Origin of the sequence: Blastococcus goldschmidtiae, assembly GCF_031845325.1 — a bacterium.
GTDB lineage: Bacteria > Actinomycetota > Actinomycetes > Mycobacteriales > Geodermatophilaceae > Blastococcus > Blastococcus goldschmidtiae.
Genome location: NZ_JAVREI010000003.1, coordinates 34,030 through 57,462 on the forward strand (window position 1 = coordinate 34,030; position 23,433 = coordinate 57,462).

The window sequence follows — 23,433 nt, forward strand, 5'->3', positions numbered from 1 at the left end:
CCGGCCACGATCAGCGGAAGGACCCCGTCCTCCTCACGCCTCGCACGCTCGGCGCGAGCCTCGGGACGGGGCCAGGGAGGACGGCGGTACCGGCCGCCTCTGCGCCTGCCGATGAGTAGGACGTGAGCCCGCGCCTGCCCTGCACCCCCGGAGCGGACGCGTGAAGGGCATCGGCAAGGCGGCCGTCCCCGTCGGCGTCGTCTCGATCGTGCTCATGCTGGTGGTGCCGCTGCCCGCGGCGGCCATGGACCTGCTGATCGGCCTGAACCTCGCGGTCTCGCTGCTCATCCTGCTGGTCGCGATGCAGATCAAGAAGCCGCTGGACTTCGCCGTCTTCCCGTCGCTGCTCCTGGTGGCGACGCTGTTCCGGCTGTCGCTCAACGTCTCCTCGACCCGGCTCGTGCTGACCGACGGCTACGCCGGCAAGGTCATCGAGGCGTTCGGCCACATCGTCATCGCCGGCTCGCTCGTGGTCGGCCTGGTCATCTTCATCATCCTGACCGTCGTGCAGTTCGTCGTGATCACGAACGGCGCCGGCCGCGTGGCCGAGGTCGGCGCCCGCTTCACCCTCGACGCCATGCCCGGCAAGCAGATGGCCATCGACGCCGACCTCAACGCCGGCCTGATCGACGAGACGCAGGCCCGCAAGCGGCGGCACGAGGTCACCGCCGAGGCCGACTTCTACGGCTCGATGGACGGCGCCAGCAAGTTCGTCAAGGGCGACGCCATCGCCGGCATCGTCGTCACGCTGGTCAACCTGATCGGCGGCTTCGCCATCGGCGTCATGCAGCGCGGCATGGCACCGGCCGAGGCGGTGACCACGTTCTCGCTGCTGACCGTCGGCGACGGCCTGGTCTCGATGATCCCGGCCCTGCTGATGTCGACCGCGACCGGCATCATCGTGACCCGGTCGGCCACCGAGGGCGACATGGGCAGCGACCTCATCGCCCAGCTCGGCCGCTTCAAGCAGCCCGTCCGCATCGCCGGCGGAGCGTCCCTCGCCCTGTGCCTCATCCCCGGCCTGCCGAAGCTCCCCTTCCTGCTGGTCGGCGGGCTCTTCCTGGTCCTGGCCGCCCGCATGACCGACGAGCCGGAGGTCGACGAGGAGGCCGAGGCGCGGGCAGCCGCCGCCGACGCCGAGCCGCAGCCGGACTCCCACGAGGCGATCGTCGAGAAGATGCGGGTGGACCCGCTGGAGCTCGAGGTGGCCTACGACCTGGTGGAGCTGGTCGACACCGCGCGCGGCGGCGACCTGCTCGACCGCGTCAAGGCGCTGCGCCGCAAGGTCGCCATGGAGACCGGCCTGGTCATCCCCCTGGTGCGCACCCGCGACAACCTGGACCTGCAGGGCTCCCAGTACGTCATCTGGCTCAACGGCGTCCCCGCGGCCAAGGGCATCTCCCCCGCCGGCACAGTGCTCGCCATCGGCGACAACCTCGACGGGCTGCCGGGCAAGGCCACCCGCGAGCCGGTCTTCGGGCTGGCCGCCAAGTGGGTCCCGGTCGAGCTGCAGCGCGCCGCCGAGATGGCCGGGGCCACCGTCGTGGACCGCTCCTCGGTCATCACCACGCACCTGGCCGAGGTCGTCCGGCAGAACGCCGCGGACCTGCTGGGCCGCGAGGACGTGCGCCTGCTCGTGGAGATGATCCGCCGCACGCACCCCGTCGTCGTCGAGGAACTGACCCCCGCCCTGCTCACCCTGGGAGAGGTGCAGCGCGTGTTGCACGCGTTGCTCGAAGAGGGTGTGTCGATCCGGGACCTGGTCCGCATCTTCGAGGCACTCTCTGTGCGTGCGAAGCAGTCGACGGACCTGGACGGACTCGTCGAGGCCGCGCGCGCCGCACTCGGCTCGGCGATCAGCCACCCGTACGTGACCCCCGACGAGCGTCTGCACGTCTTCACCCTCGACCCCGGCTTCGAGCAGCGGCTCCTGGAATCGGTGCGGCAGAGCGAGGCCGGTGCCGTGCTGGCCCTGGACGCCGGTGCCGTCGACGCGCTCGTCGTCGGCTGCAGCGGTCTGCTCGAGGACGCCGAGCGGCAGGGCCTGTCCCCCGTGCTCGTCTGCTCGCCGCAGGTCAGGTCCGCCCTGGCCCGGCTCATGCGTCAGGTTCTTCCCCGGCTTCCGGTGATCTCGTACGCCGAGGTCTCCCGGACAGCACAGATCGAGTCGCTGGGAGTGGTGAGCGGTGCCGTTGCGATCCGTTGAGGCTGCCTCCCGCGACGACGCGATCGCGGCCGCGCGCGAGCAGTTCGGCCCGGCCGCCCGCGTCGTCGGGGTCCGTCGCGTCCGCTCCGGCGGCGTGCTCGGGTTCTTCGCGACCGAGCGCTACGTCGCCGAGGTCGCGCCCGACCCGTACGGCGTCCCCGGCGTGCCGGTGCCGGCCCCCGCGCGGCCGGCCGGCGCGCTGACCGAGGACCCCGACACCGGATCCCTGGCCGCGTTCGGCTCGCCGCTCGCCTCCGCGGCGCCGGCCCGCGCCCGCACGGCTCCGCCCCGCAACGGTGCGGCCGCCTGGGCCGCGGAGGCAGCCCGGACCAGCGCTCCTGCCGCCCGCGCGACCCCCCGCGCGACGCCTGCGCCCGCCGGTGCGACCGTCGGCCGCCGGGTCGAGGCGCCGGTTCCGCGCTCCGAACCCGCCGACGACGCCCGGGTCGACGAGCTCGCCGGGCTCCTCGCCGGTGCGGCCACGCCGCCGCGGCAGCCGGCCGTCGCCTCCCGTCCCGGGGTGGCACCTGCCAGCTTCGCGCGCGCCACCCGGGAGCGCCCGGTGCCGGGCGTCGGGGACGACGCCCCCGGGAATGGCCGGGGCGACGACGAGGCCCCCGCCACCGGCGCCCCCTCGCCGTTCACCGCCGCGCTCGCGCGGATGGTGGCCGGCGACCGCGACGTCCAGCACGCGGTGCGGGAAGCGCTGGAGACGTCGGACGCGCTGCGCTCCGGGGAGGCGCACAGCGGCGGACGGGCGGTGCGACCCGAGCCCCAGTCGGAGCCCCCGCCCGCGCCCGAGCACGACATCGGACCCGAGCCGACGAACCAGCCCGCAGTGTGGTCACGTGTGCCGCGCCAGAAGGAGGAAACGGTGGGAGACCAGGTCATCGCGCCGCCCTCCACGACGTTCGAGGAGCGGACCGAGTCCCTCACCTGGGAGGACGGCGCCTCGTTCCCCGACGAGTCGTTCGCGGATGCCCCCTACGTCGGCAGGCCCGTCACCAGCGGGACGTCGATCGCCGAGCTGCCCGCCGCCGTCCCCCCGCCGGCCTCCCGTGAGGAGGCGATCGCCGAGGTGCTGCGCGCGGCCCTGGCCGAGGGGCACTCCGACGACGCCCTGGCCGGCATCCTGCGCAGGGTCGTCGCCGGGGACTCGCCGCAGACCGCCCTGGTCGAGCCCGCTGTCGCCGCAGCGGATGACGTCCCCTCCTCGCCCGTGGTCGAGCTGCCCGAGGCCGAGGCGCCGGTAGCCGAGCTGCCCGAGGCCGAGGCGCCGGTAGCCGAGGTGCCCGAGATGGAGGTGCCGGTGACCGAGCTTCCCGAAGCCGAGCTGCCGGTGGTCGAGGCGCTGGTGGTCGAGGCGCTGGTGGCCGATGCCTCCTCGTCCGTGTCCGCCGCCGGGTCCAACGCCGACCTCTTCGCTCCCGTCGGCCACGCCGCCACGCCGGCCCCCGTCCCGGCTGCGGCCACCCCCGTCGAGGTTGCACCCGTCAGCCTGTGGGGCGAGGTTGCCCCCGCCCCGGTGGCGAACATCCGCGCCGAGGAGCCGGCGGTCGCGATCTGGGCACCGGCCACGCCGGCCCAGCCGGCCCCCGTCACCGAGCTGCCCTCCCCCCTGGTGGACGCGCCTGCCGTCGGGACGTCGCTGTTCGGGGAGGCCGCGGCCGCGGACACCGGCGTCGGCCGGCCCGGGCTCGACGAGCTCGCGGCCGTCCCGGCCGCCGGCACGCAGACCGTGGCCGTCGAGCCCGCCCGCACGGGGAGCCCCGTGATGGAGAGCCCCCTGACGGAGAGCCCCACGGCGGAGAGCGCCGCGACGGAGAGCGCCGCCGTCGAGGCCGGGATCGGCATGGACCTCGAGGTCGCTCCCGTCCTGGCCCGCACCGCCAGCGACCCCGCCCCCGTCGGCCGGTCCATGACGATGGACGAGACCACCGTGATGCCGCCGCTCTCGCTCCTGCCGGGCTCGCCCTCCCGTGGCCGGGGGCTGCCGCCCGTTCCGCCGCGCACCGGCCGCCCGTCCGTCCCGGCGTCGCGCTCCCGGATCCCTGCCGGGTCGTCCGCCGGTCCCATCGCCCCGTCGACGACTGGTGGCGACGACGTCCCGCCGTCCTCCGGCCGCACGTCCGGGCTACTGGCCACGGTGACCCGGCTCCCGGTCGCTCCGCTGATGGCCACGCCCGAGACGCCGGACCGGCCGGACCTGGCCGACCTGGCCGACCTGATGGAGGCCGACGGTTCGGGTCTGCTGGGCGCGGTCGACCTGCCCGCCGTCGTCCCGGCCCGGCCGGCGCGCGTGCGCATCGACCCGCCGAGCACGCCCGCGGAGGTCGTCTCGCGTCTCGCCGCCCTCGGCGTCCCGTCCGACCTGCTCGGACCTGCGTTCACCACGGACGTGGCGGCCGACGGCACCTACGCCGCGCTGACCCGCGCGCTCGGCGCGCGCCTGCCGGAGGCTCCGGAACTGCCGACCGGCGCCGGGGACGTGCTGTTCGTCGTCGGTCCCGGCGTCGAGACCCTGCGCGCCGCGCGCTCGCTGGCCGCCACCCTGCGGCTGGACCCGGACCGCGTGCAGTGGGCCACGCGCGGTGACCTGGTGGGGCTCTCCCCGGAGGCGAGCCGGATGAGCACCATCGACACCGCGCTGCGCCGCCGGCAGGACGCCGCGACGTCCGGGACCGTGACGATCGTGGCCGTGGACGCGCCGCTGCGCTCGGACGCCTACTGGATGGCGCAGATGCTGGCCATCTGGTCCCCGGTCGCCGTCTGGGCGGTCGTCGAGGCGACCCGGAAGCCCGAGGACCTCGAGCACTGGCTCGACGGCCTCAGCCGCGTGGATGCGCTCATCGTGCAGGACACCGATCTCTCCGCTGATCCGGCCGCCGTGCTGGACCGCCTGGACGCGCCGGTCGCCGTCGTCGACGGGCTGCGCGCCACCCCGCACCGGTGGGCCTCGGTCCTCTGCGAGCGGCTGGAGAGCGCACCGGCATGAACCCGCTGCGCTGGGACGTGCTCCTCGTCGGGTTCGTGCTGGCTCTTCCGGTGCTCGCACTCGGGCTCCGGGGGGACCTGAGCGCTGAAGAGGTGGTGACTCGGCTGCCGTGGTGCCTGGCGGCGGGCTGGGGCGCGGTGGCACTGCTGCGGCTGGCCAGCACTCCCCCGGCGCGTCCGAAGCGCAGGGCTCGCCCTCCCCACAAGCCGGTGGCCGAGGACGAGCCCGCCGCCTGAACCCGCGCACGAACTCGTCGACGCGGCCGGGTCCGCCCCGGCGGTGTACCTCGTGCTCCTCGGGTCCGGCAGGCCCCGGGCGCTGCCCGTGCGCAGGGACCCGGCCCGACCAGGCGCTGGACCACCCCCTGGGACGGTCCTCGCGCTCCGGGGGGGGCGTGCGATACCCCCGGGGCGCGAGAACCACCGCATCAGCGGGCGGAGCGGGCGTCAGATCGGGAGGTCCTCCAGCATCTCGGTCACCAGCGCCGCGATCGGGGAGCGCTCCGAGCGGGTCAGCGTCATGTGGGCGAACAGCGGGTGCCCCTTGAGGTTCTCGACCACCGCCGCGATGCCGTCGTGCCGGCCCACGCGCAGGTTGTCGCGCTGGGCGACGTCGTGGGTCAGCACGACCCGCGACCCGGCCCCCAGCCGGGAGAGCACGGTGAGCAGCACGCCCCGCTCCAGCGACTGCGCCTCGTCGACGATCACGAACGAGTCGTGCAGCGACCGCCCCCGGATGTGGGTGAGCGGCAACACCTCGATGAGGCCGCGGTCGGCGATCTCGTCGAGCACCGCGGTCGAGACCAGCGCACCGAGGGTGTCGTAGACGGCCTGCGCCCAGGGCGACATCTTCTCGCCCTCGCCGCCGGGCAGGTAACCCAGCTCCTGACCGCCGACGGCGTACAGCGGCCGGAAGATGACCACCTTCTTGTGCGCCCGGCGCTCCATCACCGACTCCAGCCCCGCGCACAGGGCCAGCGCCGATTTGCCGGTGCCCGCACGGCCACCCAGCGAGACGATCCCGATCTCGGGGTCGAGCAGCAGGTCCAGCGCCACCCGCTGCTCGGCGGAGCGGCCGTGCAGCCCGAACGCCTCCCGGTCGCCGCGCACCAGCCGCACGTGCTTGTCCGGCAGCACCCGGCCCAGGGCCGAGCCCCGCGAGGAGAGCAGCACCAGCCCGGTGTGCGTCGGCAGTTCGGCGGCCGCCGGGAGGTAGGCCTGGCCGGACTCGTACAGCTCGTCGATCTCGCCGTCGTCCACCGAGATCTCCGCCATCCCGGTCCACCCGGTGTCGACGGCGTCGTGCACCCGGTACTCGTCGGTCGCCAGACCCACCGCCGCCGCCTTGACGCGCAGCGGCACGTCCTTGGTGATCAGGCAGACGTCGCGACCCTCGGCGCGGAGGTTCAGCGCGACGACCATGATCCGGCTGTCGTTGCTGTCGTTGCGGAACCCGGCCGGCAGGACCGAGGAGTCGCTGTGGTTGAGCTCGACGTGCAGGGTGCCGCCGGCCTCCCCCACCGGCACCGGGGCGTCGAGCCGGCCGTGCCGGACGCGCAGGTCGTCGAGCATGCGCAGCGACTGGCGGGCGAACCAGCCCAGTTCGGGATGGTCGCGCTTGGCCTCCAGCTCACCGATGACGACGAGCGGGAGCACCACGTCGGAGTCGCCGAAGCGCAGCAGCGCGCCCGGGTCGGAGAGCAGGACGGAGGTGTCGAGGACGTACGTGCGGCGAGGGTTCACGTGTCGGCTCCCGTGGGGCGCACAGCGCGCCCCGACTCGATGGCGGCCGGGCCCCGGCGCAGAGGCCGGGTGCCGGCCCCCCTGGTCGACGAACTCGTCAGCACCAACCGGGCCTCCCGTGAACGATCCGGGCAACTCCGGGCCGTTCACCTTCGACGGTAGGACCGGCCACCGACGAAAGCGCACCGCCCACCCCGAAGGGAACCCAACGTTCACCTGGAGGGGTCACACCCGCCTCGCCCACCCCACCCTCCGTAGCCGCACCACTGCGGCGACGGGAGCGGGGGCGACGGCGGCGTCAGTGGCCGCGACCGTGTCCCCGCGTGTCGTCCTCCGACGGGCGGCGCAGCGCCGGGCGCTCGACCGTGTCGGTGCGCTCGGCCGGCGTCGGCGCCGCGGGTGGCTGCCGGTGCCGGCGCGGGTCCGCCGTCGCGCGGTCGTCCGACCGGCCGTCGTCCGACCGGCCGTCGTCCCACCGGCCGTCGTCCCACCGGTCGTCGTCCCACCGGTCGTCGTCCCACCGGCCGTCGTCCCACCGGCGGTCGTCCCACCCGTCGTCGTCGGCCCAGTCGTCGTCCCGGCCACGATCAGACCGGTTGCGCCGCGGACGGAGTGCGACCAGCGCCCACAGCAGCGGCACGGCCAGCACCGGCCACTGCACCGACGGCTCACCCAGCCAGAACATCCCGGACAGCAGGAACGCGGCCAGCCAGCCCGCCGTCCACAGCCCCAGCACGCGGGCGCGCCGCGGATCGGGGCGGCGCACGACGCTCAGGCCCCCACGAGCTCGCCGGCGACGGCGGCCGGGGTCAGCGGCTCGTCGAGCAGGCGCAGGAAGCGATCGGCCACCGGTTGCTCCTCCGGGCGCGCCTGCAGCCAGCGCGACAGCAGCCCGTAGCCCTCCACGTAGGTGGAGATGTAGGCGCGCCAGAGCGGATCGGTGAGGAAGCGCAGCTGCTGGCGGGCCCGGTCCCCGGCGACCAGCGACCACCGCTGCAGGTAGCCGGCCACCTCGTCGGCGTCGGCACCGCGGTCGTGCAGCAGGATCGCCGCGTCCTGCCGCACGCGGTTCAGCGGTGCTGCGGCGGCCGCGATGCGCCCGGCCAGGTGGCCGTCGAACCGGAGGCCGAGGTCACCCAGGATCTCGGCCGCCCAGGGCCCCCACCCCTCCCCGATCGCGGCCTCCACACCGAGGTCGGCCAGCCCCTCCGCCATGAGGCACTCCGGGGTGTTCACCAGGAAGACGGTGTGCTCGGCCCGCCCGGCCCGCTCCACCAGACCGCGCTCCTTGCGGCAGTGCTCGGTGTGGTGACCCGGATAGGACTCGTGGGCGACCAGGTGGGCCAGCTGGGAGAGCCGGTGCGGGAGGTCGGCGTTGATCGCCACCCGGGACCGGTAGTCCCCCTCGTAGTAGTTGAAGCCCGACCAGGGCTTGTCGGTGACCACCTCGTAGCGGACCGTCTCGACCTCGGGCAGCCCGTACCGGCCCCGGACCCGGTCGCGCAGCGCGCTGGACAGCGCGTGCACGGCTGCCTCCAGGCGGTCGGGCGGGCACTCCTCGCGACGCCGGTGCGCCGCGTACCGCTCGGTCAGCGAACCGGTGCCGGGCAGCAGCTCGTCCAGCTCGGCGTGCGCCGCGGCGTAGGTCGCCTCGTCCCCCAGGGACACGTCCACCTGGAAGTAGCAGGAGACCTCCTCGAGGAAGCCCACCGGCTCGCCGCTCATCTTGCGGGCGCTGCACTCCAGGCCGGTGAGCTGGCCGCTCAGGAACTCCGTCCGATCCGCCGGGAGGTCGGCGGTAGCCAGCTCACGGAGCAGCTCGCGTGCGCGGTCGCGCAGCTGCTGCGGGGTGGGCGCCGGCTCGTCCCGCACCTGGGCCCGGGTGCGGGGATCACCGGTGTAGGCGTCGACGAAACCGGGCTCCAGGCGGTCGAAGCGCAGGCCCAGCCGCACGTACTCCGTGGGCAGGTCGAGGGCTCGGGCACTCATGCCGGCAGTCTTCCAGCCCGCGGCTACCCGCCGAAGCGGCGGTGCCGGGCCGAGTAGTCCCGCAGCGCACGCAGGAAGTCCACCCGGCGGAAGTCGGGCCAGTAGACGTCGGTGAAGTGGAACTCGGCGTTCGCCGTCTGCCAGAGCAGGAAGCCGGACATGCGCTGCTCGCCGCTGGTCCGGATGACCAGGTCGCAGTCGGGCTGCCCGCGGGTGTAGAGGTGCTCGGCGATGTGCTCGACCTCGAGGGCCTCCACCAGGTCGTCCAGCGAGGTGCCCCGGGCCGCGTGCTCGGCCAGCAGCGAGCGCACCGCGTCGGCGATCTCCCGCCGGCCGCCGTAGCCGACGGCGAGGTTCACCGTCGCGCCCGGTCGGTCCCGCGTCTCCTCCTCGACCTGCTTGAGGACGGCGACCGTCTCCGGCGGCAGCACCTCCGACGCGCCCATCGACCGGATCTTCCACCGCCGTCCCGGACCGGCGAGGTCGACGGCGACGTCCTCGATGATCGTCAGCAGCGCGCTGAGCTCGGGCTCGGGCCGCCGCAGGTTGTCGGTGGAGAGCATGAACAGGGTGACCACCTGCACGCCGGCGTCGTCGCACCAGCCCAGCAGGTCGACGATCTTGCTCGCGCCGCGGCGGTGGCCGTGGGCGACGTCCTCGAGCCCGATCGAGCGGGCCCAACGGCGGTTGCCGTCCATGATCACGCCGACGTGGCGAGGCACGTCGGCCCCGACCAGGGCGCGCGCCAGGCGGCGCTCGTAGACGTGGGTCAGCGCATCCCGCACCCGTCGCCGCACACCCACGAGCGCTCACCCTAGGCCTCGTCGCCCGTGCGGGCAGGCGATGGCGCGGTCGACCTGGCAGCAAGCTCACAGCTCCTGCGCATGACGGCGGACCTACTGCTCCGTAACCTCGGTTCATGAGCACCTCGTCCCCCTCCGACCGCGAGCCCGTCCGGGTGGAGACAGACGGCGCGGAGCTCGAAGCCCCGCGCCGGCAGGCGTTCACCACCGTGCTGGAGGAAGGCGAGCACGTCGAGCAGGCGTGGACTGCCGACGACTTCGCCGACAAGGACTGGACCCACCCCGACACCCGGCCGCGCATGCGCGGCTGGCTGCACCTGTTCTCGTTCTTCGGCGCGATCATCGCCGGGGCCGTCCTGGTCCCGCTGGCCTACGCGGAGAGCCTGCGGGCCGGTCTCTCCGTGTCCGTCTACTGCCTCACCATCTGCGGCCTCTTCGGCGTGAGCGCGCTCTACCACCGCCGCCGCTGGGCACCGCGCGGCTGGCGGATCATGAAGCGCCTCGACCACTCGATGATCTTCCTGTTCATCGCCGGCACCTACACGCCCTTCGCCCTGCTCGCCGTCGACCGGGTGACCGGTTTCTGGGTGCTCGCCGTCGTCTGGATCGGCGCGCTCGCAGGCGTGACGCTGAAGATGACCTGGCCGACGGCGCCCCGCTGGGTCGGGGTGCCGCTCTACATCGCCCTCGGCTGGGTCGCGGTCTTCGTGCTGACCGACATCCTGCACTTCGCCGGCGTCGCCTCGCTGGTGCTCCTCGCGGCCGGCGGCGTGCTCTACACGCTGGGCGGGATCGCCTACGGCATCAAGAAGCCGAATCCCTGGCCGGGCACCTTCGGCTACCACGAGGTGTTCCACGCGATGACCGTCGTGGCCGCGATCTGCCACTACATCGCCGTCTACTTCGCGATGTACAACTCCCCGCTCACCTGAACGGCAGCCTTCAGGGGGTGGGTTCGACCGCCGGTCCGGGTCCCGGCTCGACGTCGGGCCCGGGCAACGGCTCCCCCACCGGTCCGGGCAGCGGCTCGACGTCGGCCCCCGGAAGCGGCTCCGCCGCGGGTCCCGGCACCGGCTCGACGTCGGACCCGGGCAGCGGCTCCACCTCGGGGACACGCTCGCCGGCAGGTGCCGACGGCGAGGGCGAGGCGCTCGGCCCGGTGTTGGGCCGCACCCAGACCGGGTTGCCCCGGTCGTCGAAGGTCAGCACTTGCTGCTCCTGCGGAAAGGCGTTGGCCGGTGCGGGCGGGTCCTGGTCCAGCCGCTGCACCTCCCCGCCCTCGGCCGTGTAGGTGGCCAGGTTGTCGATCGGCCGGCCGTCCTGGTCGTAGAGCAGCACGCCCTCGAGCGGCTCCCCGGTCGAGGAGTACGGGTGGATGTTGGTGATCGCCGTCCCGTCCTCGTGCGCCAGCTCCGCGGCCGGCTGGTCGGGGTACGGGGAGTAGGCCATGGCCGGCTCCGGCTGATCGGCCACCGCGACGAGGGCGACGAGGGTGGCGACCGCGAGAGCGCCGTTCACCACCAGCGCCAACCGCGGGTCGGCCAGATCGGGGTCCTGCCGGACGCGCAGGCCGCGTCGCACCGACCAGGCGATCACCGCCCCGGTGACGACCAGCCCGACGAGCGGGCTCAGCCCGAGGGAGGGCACGGGGAACGACGTGCCCCCGAAGAAGACGGCGTCGACCGCGACCAGCGGGGCCCAGGCGCGCAGCACCCACCAGGCCGGCCGCAGCTCGGGCAGGAAGTCGCGCACCGCTGCGTACTGGGGAGTGGCGGTCAGCCGGTCCAGGTGGGCGGCCAGGCCGGCGTTCCACGAGGCGTCGGCCGGGGTGGCGTGCTCGGCCGGCTCGGCGAGGCCGGCCGCACGGCGCAGCTCGGCGGCGTACTCCGCCGGTGGCCCCAGCCGGAGGGCGAGTGGCTCACCCCCCTCGGCGGCCACCTCCACCAGGTGCTCCTCGAGGTCCTCCAGCAGCTCGGCCAGCCGCTCGGACGGGACGTCGGCCAGCGCGGTGCGCACCTGGCGGGCGTAGGCGCGCACCTCGACGTCCGGCTCGGCCTGCTGAGGGGCGGTCATGCCGCCACCTCCTTCCGCGCGGCCAGGAGGGCCGCCATCGTGTCGGCGAAGCCCGACCAGGTCTTCGCCGAGCCCTCGAGCTCGGCGCGGCCCGACGCGTTCAGGCCGTAGTACTTGCGGTGCGGTCCCTCGACGGAGGGCACGACGTAGGACGTCAGGTGCCCGGCGGCGAACAGCCGGCGCAGGGTGCCGTAGACCGAGGCGTCGGCGACGTCGTCGAGGCCGGCCGCGCGCAGCCGCCGGACCACGTCGTAGCCGTAGCCGTCCTCGTCGTCCAGGACGGCCAGGACGGCGAGGTCCAGCACTCCCTTGAGCAGTTGCGTGGTGTCCATGAGCGCCTCCCGGTCGGTGCTCCGCACAGTACTGCTCAGTGCGCAGTACCGCGCGCAGCGAGGCACCGGGCGCGCCGGACGGCGGCGTCAGCTGAACGGCGGTCGGTCGTCCAGGCGCACCGAGAGTCGTCCGGCCGCCCGCCACAGCCGGGCCGTGGCATCGCGGTCGGACTCGGTCACCAGGTTCCCCATCACGCGCAGCGCCACGGTCATCAGCGGGCGGGAGCGCATGCCCACCGGCCCGGCGGCCGGGAGGAAACGCGGGATCGTCAGCAGTCCCGCCAGGCGGCGGGCGATGGAGAACGCCTCGCCGTAGTGCCGCCGCAGCGTGGCGGGCCACGCCGCCGACCAGTCGGGCTCGTCGAGCAGGTCCGCGATCGACCGGCCGGTCTCCAGGCCGTAGTCGATCCCCTCGCCGTTGAGCGGGTTCACGCAGCCGGCCGCATCGCCGATCAACGCCCAGTTGCGCCCGGCCACCCCGGACACCGCGCCGCCCATGGGCAGCAGCGCCGACGCCGGCAACCGGACAGGACCGTCGATCCCCCATTCGTCCCGCCGGGCGTCGGTGTAGTTCTCCAGCAGCGGCTTGAGCTGCACCCCGGCCGGACGGCGGGCCGTCGCCAGCGTCCCGACGCCGATGTTCACCTCACCGGCCTCGGCACCGAGCGGGAAGATCCAGCCGTAGCCCGACAGCAGCTCGCCGTCGACCCCACGCAGCTCCAGGTGCGAGGAGATCCACTCGTCGTCGCTACGGGTGGACCGCACGTACCCGCGGGCGGCCACTCCGTAGGCGGTGTTCCGGTGCCATTCGCGGCCGAGCACCCGGCCCAGCGGCGAGCGCACCCCGTCGGCCACCACGAGCCGCCGGCAGGACACCGTGGACCGTTCCCCGCCGGAGTGCTCGAAGACCACCCCCCGCACCCGCTCGCCATCCCGCTCGACGTCGACGGCCCGCGCGCCGTCCATGGCGTGGACCCCGGCATCGAGGGCCACCTGCCGGATGCGGGCGTCGAGTTCGGTGCGCGGCACCGCGCTGCCGTGGTCGGGGAGGTCCCCACCCGGCCAGGGCAGCTGCCACTCCCGCCCGAAGCCCGCCGCCCGCAGCCCGCGGTTCCGCGCCTTACCGCGGGCCCAGTCCCCGAGACCGAGCCGGTCGAGCTCGGCGATCGCGCGGGGGGTCAGGCCGTCGCCGCAGGTCTTGTCCCGGGGGAAGACGGCCGCGTCGGCGAGGACGACGTCCCGGCCGGAGCGGGCGGCCCAGGCTGCGGCGGCAGCGCCTGCCGGGCCGGCCCCCACCACGAGGACGTCGGTCGCGGCGGGGACGGCGCTGGCTGGCACGCCGCCCAGTGTCCCTGGTCGTCTCAGTCGGCCTGCGGCCCCCGCGCCCGGACCTCCTCCACCGAGGCCATCGCCGCGCGCAGCTCGGCCAGCCAGTCCTCGGCGTTGCGGCCCACCAGGCGCACGGCCCAGACCAACGCCTCCGACCGGGACCGCGCGACCCCGGCGTCCACCAGGGTGTCCAGGACGAGTCGCTCGGGCTGGCGCAGTCGCGTCATCACCGGCACCGACAGGCTGGTGAACAGTTCCCGGCTGCCGCCGCAGGCGGCGCCCCACGCCACCGAGCGGCCGTACCGCTGCTGGGCGGCGTCCGCGATGCCCATGCGCTCGTGGCGGGTGTCCTCGCGGAACCGGACGATCCGCCCGGCCTGCGCGGCCGCGGCGTCGCCTTCCCCGGCGGAGGGCTCGGGCAGCGTGCCGACCACGGCGATCTCGTCGCGGTCGATCGTCAGCTCGACCGGCCCGGTGAACCAGCCGTCCGGCAGCCGGCCGGCGAACCAGCCGGCCACCTCGGCGCGCTCGACCGGGGGCGCCTCCTGCCCACGGCCGCCGGCCCCGCGGGCCCGCCCGCGGCGGAAGGCGGCACCGAGGTCGGCGTCGGCGAAACGGTGTGCATGCATGGCGGCCTCCTGTGGCAGCGATTGATTACACGCTTACACGGTAGGCCGTTCGGCCCCTCCCCTGACGCGGACGCGTTGCGCCGAGAGCGGACACACCTGCCGAGGCGCGACCGAGGCAGCCGTGTCGTCACCGACGGTGAGGGGGCGGTCCAGCCGGAGAGAAGTGCCAACTCAGGATCGGGACGAACCGCTCCGGATGGGGAAGAGCCGCCAGTTGACGCGCTCCGTTTTCGACAATGCTTGGCGTTCTCCACCCATGGTGGTAATGGGCGTGTCGGCGGGACCCTGCAGGCGTCCCACACCCCCACAGGAGGCCCGCCATGAGGCGCCACCGGATCCGCCGACTCACACTCACCCTGACGATGGTGCTCGCCGCCGTCGCCGTCCCCGGCACTGCGCAGGCCGCGCCGTACTGCGGCCTCGTCTGGGGATCTCAGCCCGAAGTGGGCGCGGGCGCCGCCCCCGCCGACACCGACATGGTCATGGGCGTCCGCTCCGGCCGGCATGGCTGCTACGACCGGCTGGTGGTCGACCTGCTGGGCCAGGACACCACCTTCGGCTCCTACGACGTCCGCTACGTGCCGGGTGTCGTCGAGGACGGTTCCGGCCGCACGGTGCCGGTCCGCGGCGCCGCCGATCTGCAGATCACGGTCCTGGCCCCGGCCTACGACGGCGACGGGAACGCCACGTTCACTCCGGCCAACCGTCGCGAGGTCGTCGATGTGGCCGGCTACCGGACCTTCCGGCAGGTCGCGTGGGCCGGCTCCTTCGAGGGCTCGACCACGCTGGCCCTCGGTGTCCGGGCGCGACTGCCGTTCCGGGTGTTCGTGCTGCCAGGCGTCGCCCGGTCAGACTTCGGGCCGCGGCTGGTCATAGACGTCGCGCACCGCTGGTAGCCCACCCGACGGCGGCCGGCCGGAGTCAGCCCTGCGCGGTGGGGCCCGCCGGTCGGCCGTCGTCGTCCCGCGGCGGCTCGATCGCCAGAGGCTGACGGCGCAGGCTGTCCAGCACCTCCGCGCCGGGCGCCCGGTCGACGAGCTCCGCGGGGCTGTCGGGCACCTCGGGCGCGGCCTCGTCGGAGTCGAAGCTGCGGGGCAGCTTCTTCAGGTGCCCGGACATGGACCTCACCAGCAGGGCCACGGCGATGAGCAGGACGACGATCAGCAGCAGGCCCAGCGGGCCGGACTTCCCGATGTCCTCGGGGAGGTCCTGCTGTACGGCCAGCACGGTCGCGACGGCGGTGCTCATCGGACCCCCACCTCGCTGCGCAGGCCGGCGAACAGGTCGTCCTCCGGCTTGGGGGCGTCGATCAGGGAGCGGGCGAGCTCGTAGTCCTCGGTCGGCCAGATCTGCTGCTGGGTCTCGATCGGGCAGGCGAACCAGCGGCCGAGCGGGTCGATCTGGGTGGCGTGCGCGATCAGCGCGGCGTCACGGACGGAGAAGTACTCCCCGCACGGCACCCGCGTCGTCACCCGGTGGGAGATGTCGCGCGCCGGGTCCCAGTTGGCCAGCCACTCCGTGTACGGCGACTCCGCACCCGTGGCCAGGATCGCCTCGTGCAGCGCCTTGGTCCGGGGCAGCGTGAAGCTCATGTGGTAGTAGAGCTTGCTCGGCTGCCAGGGCTCCCCGAGCTCCGGGTACCGGTCGGGGTCGCCTGCGGCGTCGAAGGCGTACATCGAGACCTCGTGCGTCTTGATGTGGTCGGGGTGGGGATAGCCCCCGCGCTCGTCGTAGGTGGTGAGGACGTGCGGCTTGAACCGGCGGATCAGGGCCACGAGCGGCGCGGCGGCCTCCTCCAGCGGCACGAGCGCGAAGCAGCCCTCGGGCAGCGGCGGCAGCGGGTCGCCCTCGGGCAGCCCGGAGTCGACGAAGCCGAGGAACTCCTGCTCGACCCCGAGGATCTCGCGGGCCCTGGCCATCTCCTCGACCCGGATCTGGGGCAACCGCTCCCAGACCTCGGGGCGGTCCATCGCGGGGTTGAGCACGGAGCCGCGCTCGCCACCGGTACAGGTGGCCACCATGACGCGCACGCCCTCGGCGACGTACTTGGCCATGGTGGCGGCGCCCTTGCTCGACTCGTCGTCCGGGTGGGCGTGCACGGCGAGCAGGCGCAACTGGTCGGGTCGGGTCACCGGAGCATTGTCCCCCGTCCCGCCGGAGAGCCGGCGGACCGTCCCGCAGCGGCCGCCGGGACGACGCTGGCCAGTGCCCTGGACGGGTGAAATGTGCTACTCGTCACGCCCGACCCGGTACCGTTCCGCAACCCTGGAGCTGCCTCGCGGATCCGTGCATCCGGCCTTCGCGCGGTGTTAGCTTGGCCGTTCGACCATCGGCCGTCCCCGTTCGGGGGCGGCCTCCCGATTCTCAGGAGTCCGTCGTGTCCACCCCCACTGACGAGCAGGACCAGGGCGTCTGGCTGACCCAGGACGCCTACGACCGGCTGAAGGCCGAGCTCGACCAGCTGGTGGCGAACCGCCCAGCCATGTCCGCGGAGATCAACGCCCGCCGCGAAGAGGGCGACCTCAAGGAGAACGGCGGTTACCACGCCGCCAAGGACGAGCAGGGCAAGCAGGAGGGCCGGATCCGTCAGCTGACCGACCTGCTGCGCAAGGCGCAGGTCGGCGAGCCCCCGACGACGGCGACCAACGCCGCGCTGGGCACCGTGATCACCATCAAGTTCGCCGGTGACGACGAGACCGAGAAGTTCCTGCTCGGGTCGCGGGAGATCGCCGGAACCACCGAGCTCACCGTGTACTCCCCCGAGTCGGCGCTGGGCTCGGCGATCATGGGTGCCGCCCCGGGTGCGACCGTGACCTACCAGACGCCCAACGGCCGCGACATGACCGTCGAGGTCGTCGGCGTCGAGCCGTTCGTCCCCTGATCCGCCGGTGACCCGTTCCCGTCGGGCCGAGAACACCGGGTTCGCCTGCGTGCACTGCACGATCCCGGTGCCCGCGAACACCGACGGGCACTACCGCAACCACTGCCCGTACTGCCTGTGGTCGCTGCACGTCGACGACCTGCCCGGCGATCGGGCGAGCGAGTGCCGGCAGCCCATGGAGCCGATCGGGCTGGTGGAGAAGTCGGGCAAGGGCTGGCAGGTGGTGCACCGCTGCACGGCGTGCGGCCACCGCCAGCCCAACCGGCTGGTCCGCGGGGGCGAGTCGCCCGACGACCTGGACCTGGTGCTGTCGCTCCCCTGGCTGTAGCCGGACCCGTGCTCAGCCTCTGAGCAGCGGGTCGGTGATCCCGTCCCGGCAGGCCAGGCCCTCGACGTCCCATCCGGCCCGCGTCGCCCCGGCCAGGTACGCCGCCTCGAGGAAGGCCAGCACCGCCGCTCGCGGGTCGTCGGCGGCCCGGGCGGCGTCGTAGGGCAGGACGGCCAGATGGCTGCCGCCGCGCTCGAGCCAGGTCGCGCCCTCCGGGAGCGGGGCATCGGCCAGGCCGGCCGGCTCCGGAGCGGTGTAGGAGTAGAAGGCCGGCTCGGGGAACGTCGGATCGCCGAACCAGAAGCCCGAGCTGACGACCTCCCGGGAGTACGCCTCCCGTGTGACGGCGTCGGCGCCGTCCGCGGGTCGCACGACCCGGTCGGAGAACCGGGTGACCGCGAGGTCGAAGGTGTGCCAGAAGTGGTGCACCGGGCTGGTCTTGCCGGAGAACCGGCCCGCGAACTCCTCGAGGACGACGTCGACCTGGCTGAGCACCTGCCAGTAGCGGGTCACCGCGGCCGGGTCGTACGTCGCGTGCTCGGTGTCCTGGGCGAACGGCCGGTCGGAGTCGGGCAGGTCGAACGGACGGGCCGAGCCGATGTCCACGCCATGCACCCCGACGGCGGCCAGCGCGGTCTGCAGCTCGCCGTGGAAGTCGGCCACGGACCGGCCGACGATGCCGAAGGATGCTCGGCGCCCCGCCACGGTGCTCACGTCGACCCGGTGGTCGAGCAGGTCCAGGTCGATGGTGAAGGTCGGGTCCAGACCCATCGGCCGGGTCGTGATGCCCCGGCCGGACAGGTGGAAGGGCACGTTCCACCAGTGGTTGCGCCGGGGGCTGGCGAGCAGCCGGACACGGCCGACCACCTGGGCGAACCGGTGCACCGTCGCCAGCGTGTCCGACCACCCCGGGTACGGGACCGGCGGGAAGAGCTCCATGCGTTGACCTCCACGGGACGGGCGGCCCCCGGTGCGCGGACCACCGGGACCGGGAGGAGGAGCTCCCTCCTCCCGGTGGATCATGCCCGTGCCGGGAGGGCGGCAGCACCGGGGCCGGGCCCGGATCCTCGGCCGGCCGCGGGACCCTGACCGTCGGCGCACCGGGCGCCCTAGCCTCGGCGCATGCCAGCGCTCGTCCCGCCTGTTCTCACCGGACTGCCCGAGCAGCAGCCCACCCTGCAGGCCGGCGATCTCACCCTGCGTCCGTGGCTGGACGAGGACGCGCCCGCTCTGCTCCTGGTCTACGCCGATGAGGCCGTCCAGCGCTGGCACTGCGAGTTCCTCGATGCCGACGAGGCCGCGGGATACGCCCGGCGGTGGGCCGACCTCTGGCGCACGGGGTCGAGGGCCGGCTGGGCCGTCGTCCGCGAGAAGGCGCTGGTCGGGCGTGTGACCGTGAGCCGGCTGGTGCTGGACGGCGGCCAGGGCGAGGTGACGTACTGGACGGCACCCGCAGCACGCGGCACGGGTGTGGCGCCGGCCGCCGTCGAGGCCGTGGCGGCCTGGGCGTTCGACCTCGGCCTGCAGCGGTTGGAGCTCCAGCACTCCACCGGCAATCCGGCGTCGTGCCGGGTGGCGGAGAAGGCCGGCTTCGTCCTCGAGGGGACCAAGCGGCGCGCCGGCCTGCACCAGGACGGTTGGCACGACATGCATCTCCACGCGCGCCTGGCCTGACCGATGCCGGTCGGATCCGACCGGCGGTCAGCTCCCCGCGATCAGCCACGCGCGGCGGTCCGTAGGTTGGACGCCGTGCCGAGATACCTGGTCGCCGCACTGTCCGTGCTCGTCGTCTCCGGTCTCGGCACGAGCGGCTGCTCGCTCGGGGAACGCGTGTGCAGCTCCGGTGAGTACCCCGTCCGCACGGTCGACCCGACTGACGGCGGGATGGCGTGTGCTCCGGACGGCGAGGAGCCCCCGGCCGGCTACGAGCGCTTCCCCGCCGGCCAGGTCCCGGAGTTCGTCGACGACGTGTACCCGGACTAGGACGACCGCCGTCCCGGACCCGGCTCAGGCCGGCGCCAGTCCTCTGCGGCGCAGCAGCGGGGCGGGGTCGGCGTCCCGGCCGCGCACGGCACGGAACGCCGCGAGCGGGTCGACCGAGCCACCGACGGCGAGCAGCTTCTGCCGGAAGGCGTCGCCGTTCGCGCGGGTCAGGCCGCCGCTCTCCCGGAACCAGTCGACGGTGTCGGCGTCGAGCACCTCCGACCAGATGTAGGAGTAGTAGCCGGCCGAGTAGCCCCCCGCGAAGACGTGGTTGAAGTACGTGGTCCGGTAGCGGGGCGGCACCAGCTCCGAGGCGACGCCGGCCTTCTCGAGGGCCTCCCGCTCGAACTGCACGGGGTCGCTGATCTCGGCGTCGGGCGCGATCCGGTGCCAGGCCTGGTCGAGCAGCGTGGCCGCCAGGTACTCCAGCGTCGCGAACCCCTCGCCCCAGAGGCGGGCGGCGTCGACCGCCTCGACGACCGCACCGGGGAGCGGCTCACCGGTGTCGACGTGCCGTGCGTAGTGGGCGAGGACCTCCGGCCACATCGCCCACATCTCGTTGACCTGGCTGGGGAACTCGACGAAGTCGCGCGGCACGCTGGTGCCCGCGAACCGCGGGTAGGTCACCGCCGAGCTCAGGCCGTGCAGCGCATGCCCGAACTCGTGGAACAGCGTGTCGACCTCGTCCAGCGTCAGCAGCGCCGGCCGGCCGTCCGGTGCACGCGAGACGTTGAGGTTGTTCACGACGACCGGCAGGGTTCCGAGCAGCCGCGACTGGGTCACGAAGGAGTTCATCCAGGCGCCGCCGCGCTTGCCCTCGCGGGCGAAGTAGTCACCCAGGTAGAGCCCCAGCGCGGACCCGTCGGCGTCGGAGACCTCCCAGACCCGCACGTCGGGGTGGTAACCGGCCAGGTCGGGGCGCGGGGCGAAGCGGAAGCCGTAGAGCAGCTCCGCCGCGTGGAACACCCCGTCGTGGAGCACCCGGTCCAGCTCGAAGTACGGCCGCAGGGCGGCGGTGTCGACGGCGTAGCGCTCGGCGCGCACCTGCTCGCTGTAGAACGCCCAGTCCCACGGCGCCAGCTCGACGCCGTCGCGGGCGGCCGCCTCCGCGAGCACCTCGGCCTCGGCCTGCGCGTTGGCCACCGACGCCGGCACCATGGAGGCGAGCATCGCGTCGACCGCATCGGTGGTGCGGGCGGTCTGGTCGGCCAGCACCAGGTCGGCGTGCGTGGCGAAGCCGAGCAGGCGTGCCCGCTCGGCCCGCAGCCTGGCGATGCGCACGGCCACCGGTCCGTTGTCGTGCTCGCCGGCAGACGCCCGGCCCACCGACGCCTCGTGCAGCCGGCGGCGCAGGTCGCGGTCCCGCAGCTTGGCCAGCACCGGCTGGCGGGTGGGCAGCAGCAGCGGGAGCAGCCAGCCCTCGAGCCCGCGGTCGGCCGCGGCGGTCCTCGCAGCGGCGATCTCCTCGGCGCCGAGCCCGTCCAGCCGTACGACGTCGGTCACGTGCACCGCCGCGGCCTCCATGGCCAGTTGCACGTTCTGCCCGAACGTCGTCGTCAGGCCGGAGAGCTCCTGGTTGAGCTCGGTGAGCCGGGCCCGCCCCCCTTCGTCCAGCTGTGCGCCGGAGAGCCGGAAGTCGAGGTGGTAGCGCTCGACCAGGCGTACCGACTCCTCGTCGAGGCCGAGCTCGTGGCGCTCGGCGTGCACGGCGGCGAGGCGTCCGAAGAGCGCCGGGTCCAGCCGCAGCGCATCGGAGTGCGCGGCCGCCAGCGGTGCGACCTCGCGCTCGATCTCGCGCAGCCGCGGGGTGGAGACCGACGAGGTCAGGTTCCCGAAGACGCTCCACGCTCGGGTCAGCAGCCGACCCGAGCGCTCCAGCGCGACGACGGTGTTCTCGAAGCCGGGCGGCTCGCTGGACCCGACGATCGCCGCCACCTCCACCCGCTGCTCGGCCATCCCGGCCAGCAGCGCCTCGCGGCAGTGCTCCGGGGTGATCTCGCCGAAGGGTGGGAGGCCGTAGGGCAGCGGTGACGCGCCGAACAGCGGGTTGGCGGGGGGCACCGGCGAGCTCTCTGCAGCACTCATCGGGGCCATTACATCGCGATCCTCCGGATCGCACCGCGTCCACGAGCCGTCCCGACCCCGGCCGAGCCCTGCAGCCCCATCCCCGTCGGGGACCCTTCGGGCCCCACTCCACGAACCCAGACCGGGTCCACCCGCCACGCCGCTCAGCGGCCGGCCGCCCGCCGGTAGGCGCGCACGGAGAGCGGGACGAAGACGGCCAGGATCCCCACGACCCAGATCAGCGTGTAGAGCACCGGGTGCTGCAGCGACCAGGCGTCGGGAACGGGCGCCAGCGGCGAGGTGTTGCCGAACAGGTCCCGCGCGGCCTGGACCACCGAGGAGACCGGGTTCCACTCCGCGAAGGTGCGCAGCACCGTGGGGAGGCTCTCCAGCGGCACGAAGGTGTTGGCCACGAAGGTGAGCGGGAAGATCACGATGAAGCTGGCGTTGTTCACCACCTCCGGCGTCCTGACCAGCAGCCCCACCATCGCCATCAGCCAGGAGATCGAGAAGGCGAAGGTGAGCAGCAGCAGGAAACCGGCGATCGCCTCCCCGACCGAGGAGTTGATCCGCCAGCCCACCACCAGTCCGGTCAGCGCCATCACCGTGATCGAGATGACGTTGAGGCCGGCATCCGCGACCGTCCGGCCGATGAGCACCGCCGACCGCGACATCGGCAGCGAGCGGAACCGGTCGATCAGCCCCTTCTGCAGGTCCTCGGCCAGGCTGGCGCCGGTCGTCGTGCTCCCGAGCACGATGGTCTGGGCGAAGATGCCCGGCAGCAGGAACTCGCCGTAGCTCGTTCCCTCCGGCAGCTGGATCGCGCCGCCGAAGACGTACCGGAACAGCAGCACGAACATGATCGGCGACAGCGTCGCGAACACGACGATGTCCGGCACGCGCTTGACCTTGATCAGGTTGCGCTTGGTGATGACGGCGCTGTCGGACAGCGCCGCGGTGAGTGAACTCATCGGTTGCCTCCGGCCGCGACCGGCTCGGCCGGCTGCTCGTCGTCGGGAACGGCCTCCTCGGCCACGCGGCCGGTGAGGGCGAGGAACACGTCGTCCAGGTCGGGGCGGCGCAGCCCGACGTCGACGATCTGCGCGACGGAGCCGTCGAGCCGGCTCAGCGCCTCGGCCAGCACCTCGGCGCCCCCGCTGACCGGCAGGGACAGCCGCCGGCCGGCGACGTCGACGTGCGGCTCGTCGACCGCCAGATACCGGAGCTCCGCCACCATGCCCGGCAGCACGGCAGCATCGGCGACGGTGAACTCGAGGCGCTGACCGCCCACCTGGGCCTTGAGCTCGTCGGCGGTGCCGCGGGCGATGACCGTGCCGGAGTCGATGACCACCATCCGGTCGGCCAGCCGATCGGCCTCCTCCAGGTACTGGGTGGTCAGCAGGATGGTCGTGCCGCCGTCGGCCAGCTCCGCGATGAACTCCCACATCGCCAGCCGGCTGCGCGGATCGAGGCCGGTCGTCGGCTCGTCCAGGAAGAGCACCCGCGGGCGGTTGATCAGCGAGGCGGCGATGTCCAGCCGGCGGCGCATGCCCCCGGAGTAGGTCTTCGCCGGGCGCTTCGCCGCACCCGTCAGGTCGAACCGCTCCAGCAGCTCGCCGGCCCGGCTGCGCGCCTCGGCCTTGGACAGCCGGTACAGGCGGCCCACCATCTCCAGGTTCTCGTAGCCGGTCAGGTACTCGTCGACGGCGGCGTACTGACCGGTGAGCCCGATGGCGGCCCGGACCGCGTGGGCGTCGCGCACGACGTCGAGGCCGGCGACCTGCGCGTGCCCCCCGTCGGGCTCCAGCAGCGTGCTCAGGATGCGCACCACCGTGGTCTTCCCGGCACCGTTGGGGCCGAGCAGCCCGAGCACCGAGCCTTCGGTGACGGTCAGGTCCACTCCGTCGAGGGCGGTGGTGGCGCCGAAGCGCTTCACCAGCCCCTCGACCACGATCGCGTCGGTCATGCGGGCGACCGTAGGGTCGGGTACCGACACTTCCCGACGCTTCGTCGCCGACGGCGGAGGAACGGACGGCGGCGCGCGCGCAACGGATCCATGCCGACGGTGACCGGCGATGA

At 73.8% G+C, this 23,433-nt stretch carries 23 protein-coding genes; 9 read left to right on the forward strand and 14 right to left on the reverse strand.

Annotation, left to right across the window (positions count from 1 at the left end):
* The first annotated feature begins 160 nt into the window (after positions 1-160).
* From flhA to RM425_RS07090, 3 genes are read left to right on the forward strand one after another with little or no spacing between them, the layout of a single operon-like run.
* Positions 161-2,206 carry a flagellar biosynthesis protein FlhA gene (gene flhA, locus RM425_RS07080; RefSeq protein WP_311344488.1) on the forward strand — a complete coding sequence of 682 codons (2,046 nt, stop codon included), beginning with the start codon at positions 161-163 and terminating at the stop codon, positions 2,204-2,206.
* Complete coding sequence (locus RM425_RS07085; protein ID WP_311344489.1) at positions 2,193-5,201, forward strand: hypothetical protein; 3,009 nt, start codon at positions 2,193-2,195, stop codon at positions 5,199-5,201. Before flhA ends, RM425_RS07085 begins: the two co-directional genes overlap by 14 nt.
* On the forward strand, positions 5,198-5,437 hold the full coding sequence (locus RM425_RS07090; protein ID WP_311344490.1) for a hypothetical protein: 240 nt from the start codon (positions 5,198-5,200) through the stop codon (positions 5,435-5,437). Before RM425_RS07085 ends, RM425_RS07090 begins: the two co-directional genes overlap by 4 nt.
* A gap of 210 nt (positions 5,438-5,647) precedes the next feature.
* Here the strand turns inward: RM425_RS07090 and RM425_RS07095 are convergent, their stop codons facing one another.
* The 4 genes from RM425_RS07095 to RM425_RS07110 all read right to left on the reverse strand — a co-directional run bounded on the left by RM425_RS07095 (position 5,648) and on the right by RM425_RS07110 (position 9,735).
* Positions 5,648-6,943 carry a PhoH family protein gene (locus RM425_RS07095; RefSeq protein WP_311344491.1) on the reverse strand — a complete coding sequence of 432 codons (1,296 nt, stop codon included), beginning with the start codon at positions 6,941-6,943 and terminating at the stop codon, positions 5,648-5,650.
* Between the two features lie 298 nt (positions 6,944-7,241).
* Positions 7,242-7,709, reverse strand: coding sequence for a hypothetical protein (locus RM425_RS07100; protein WP_311344492.1), 468 nt, complete (start codon positions 7,707-7,709; stop codon positions 7,242-7,244).
* A gap of 5 nt (positions 7,710-7,714) precedes the next feature.
* On the reverse strand, positions 7,715-8,932 hold the full coding sequence (locus tag RM425_RS07105) for a DUF885 domain-containing protein (protein ID WP_311344493.1): 1,218 nt from the start codon (positions 8,930-8,932) through the stop codon (positions 7,715-7,717).
* Between the two features lie 23 nt (positions 8,933-8,955).
* Positions 8,956-9,735 (reverse strand): isoprenyl transferase, encoded by a 780-nt coding sequence (locus RM425_RS07110; RefSeq protein ID WP_311344494.1) that lies wholly within the window; start codon positions 9,733-9,735, stop codon positions 8,956-8,958.
* A gap of 116 nt (positions 9,736-9,851) precedes the next feature.
* Between RM425_RS07110 and trhA the strand changes: the two genes are divergently transcribed.
* Positions 9,852-10,667 (forward strand): PAQR family membrane homeostasis protein TrhA, encoded by an 816-nt coding sequence (gene trhA / locus RM425_RS07115; protein ID WP_311344495.1) that lies wholly within the window; start codon positions 9,852-9,854, stop codon positions 10,665-10,667.
* Between the two features lie 10 nt (positions 10,668-10,677).
* On the opposite strand, the gene RM425_RS07120 is transcribed toward trhA, so the two are convergent.
* The 4 genes from RM425_RS07120 to RM425_RS07135 are packed head-to-tail and all read right to left on the reverse strand — an operon-like array spanning position 10,678 to position 14,098.
* Positions 10,678-11,808 (reverse strand): HAAS signaling domain-containing protein, encoded by a 1,131-nt coding sequence (locus RM425_RS07120; RefSeq protein WP_311344496.1) that lies wholly within the window; start codon positions 11,806-11,808, stop codon positions 10,678-10,680.
* The gene (locus RM425_RS07125; protein WP_311344497.1) at positions 11,805-12,167 is read right to left on the reverse strand and encodes a PadR family transcriptional regulator; all 363 of its coding nucleotides are present in this window, start codon (positions 12,165-12,167) and stop codon (positions 11,805-11,807) included. Before RM425_RS07125 ends, RM425_RS07120 begins: the two co-directional genes overlap by 4 nt.
* Positions 12,168-12,227: 60 nt before the next feature.
* The gene (locus tag RM425_RS07130; RefSeq protein WP_311344498.1) at positions 12,228-13,478 is read right to left on the reverse strand and encodes a geranylgeranyl reductase family protein; all 1,251 of its coding nucleotides are present in this window, start codon (positions 13,476-13,478) and stop codon (positions 12,228-12,230) included.
* 23 nt (positions 13,479-13,501) lie between these two features.
* Entirely contained in the window at positions 13,502-14,098 is a 597-nt protein-coding gene (locus RM425_RS07135; RefSeq protein ID WP_311344499.1) for a hypothetical protein, read from the reverse strand.
* A gap of 320 nt (positions 14,099-14,418) precedes the next feature.
* On the opposite strand from RM425_RS07135, the gene RM425_RS07140 reads away from it, so the two are divergent.
* Positions 14,419-14,994, forward strand: coding sequence for an AMIN-like domain-containing (lipo)protein (locus RM425_RS07140; protein WP_311344500.1), 576 nt, complete (start codon positions 14,419-14,421; stop codon positions 14,992-14,994).
* 25 nt (positions 14,995-15,019) lie between these two features.
* Here the strand turns inward: RM425_RS07140 and RM425_RS07145 are convergent, their stop codons facing one another.
* Complete coding sequence (locus RM425_RS07145; protein ID WP_311344501.1) at positions 15,020-15,346, reverse strand: hypothetical protein; 327 nt, start codon at positions 15,344-15,346, stop codon at positions 15,020-15,022.
* Entirely contained in the window at positions 15,343-16,230 is an 888-nt protein-coding gene (gene mca / locus RM425_RS07150; protein ID WP_311344502.1) for a mycothiol conjugate amidase Mca, read from the reverse strand. Before mca ends, RM425_RS07145 begins: the two co-directional genes overlap by 4 nt.
* 245 nt (positions 16,231-16,475) lie before the next feature.
* Here mca and greA point away from each other — a divergent pair, with 245 nt between their 5' ends.
* Together greA and RM425_RS07160 are read left to right on the forward strand one after the other, a co-directional pair.
* Complete coding sequence (gene greA, locus RM425_RS07155) at positions 16,476-16,979, forward strand: transcription elongation factor GreA (protein ID WP_311344503.1); 504 nt, start codon at positions 16,476-16,478, stop codon at positions 16,977-16,979.
* Positions 16,980-16,986: 7 nt separating this feature from the next.
* Entirely contained in the window at positions 16,987-17,307 is a 321-nt protein-coding gene (locus tag RM425_RS07160) for an RNHCP domain-containing protein (RefSeq protein WP_311344504.1), read from the forward strand.
* Between the two features lie 12 nt (positions 17,308-17,319).
* Here the strand turns inward: RM425_RS07160 and RM425_RS07165 are convergent, their stop codons facing one another.
* Complete coding sequence (locus RM425_RS07165) at positions 17,320-18,246, reverse strand: DUF5996 family protein (protein ID WP_311344505.1); 927 nt, start codon at positions 18,244-18,246, stop codon at positions 17,320-17,322.
* A gap of 183 nt (positions 18,247-18,429) precedes the next feature.
* On the opposite strand from RM425_RS07165, the gene RM425_RS07170 reads away from it, so the two are divergent.
* Complete coding sequence (locus RM425_RS07170) at positions 18,430-18,981, forward strand: GNAT family N-acetyltransferase (protein WP_311344506.1); 552 nt, start codon at positions 18,430-18,432, stop codon at positions 18,979-18,981.
* Positions 18,982-19,056: 75 nt separating this feature from the next.
* A complete protein-coding gene (locus RM425_RS07175; protein ID WP_311344507.1) occupies positions 19,057-19,290 on the forward strand; it encodes a hypothetical protein in 234 nt (77 codons plus the stop codon).
* A 24-nt stretch (positions 19,291-19,314) separates the two neighbouring features.
* Here RM425_RS07175 and RM425_RS07180 read toward each other — a convergent pair whose 3' ends face one another.
* The 3 genes from RM425_RS07180 to RM425_RS07190 all read right to left on the reverse strand — a co-directional run bounded on the left by RM425_RS07180 (position 19,315) and on the right by RM425_RS07190 (position 23,320).
* Complete coding sequence (locus tag RM425_RS07180; protein WP_311344508.1) at positions 19,315-21,375, reverse strand: M3 family metallopeptidase; 2,061 nt, start codon at positions 21,373-21,375, stop codon at positions 19,315-19,317.
* 143 nt (positions 21,376-21,518) lie between these two features.
* Positions 21,519-22,325, reverse strand: coding sequence for an ABC transporter permease (locus RM425_RS07185; RefSeq protein WP_311344509.1), 807 nt, complete (start codon positions 22,323-22,325; stop codon positions 21,519-21,521).
* A complete protein-coding gene (locus RM425_RS07190) occupies positions 22,322-23,320 on the reverse strand; it encodes an ATP-binding cassette domain-containing protein (RefSeq protein WP_311344510.1) in 999 nt (332 codons plus the stop codon). Before RM425_RS07190 ends, RM425_RS07185 begins: the two co-directional genes overlap by 4 nt.
* Positions 23,321-23,433: the final 113 nt, after the last annotated feature.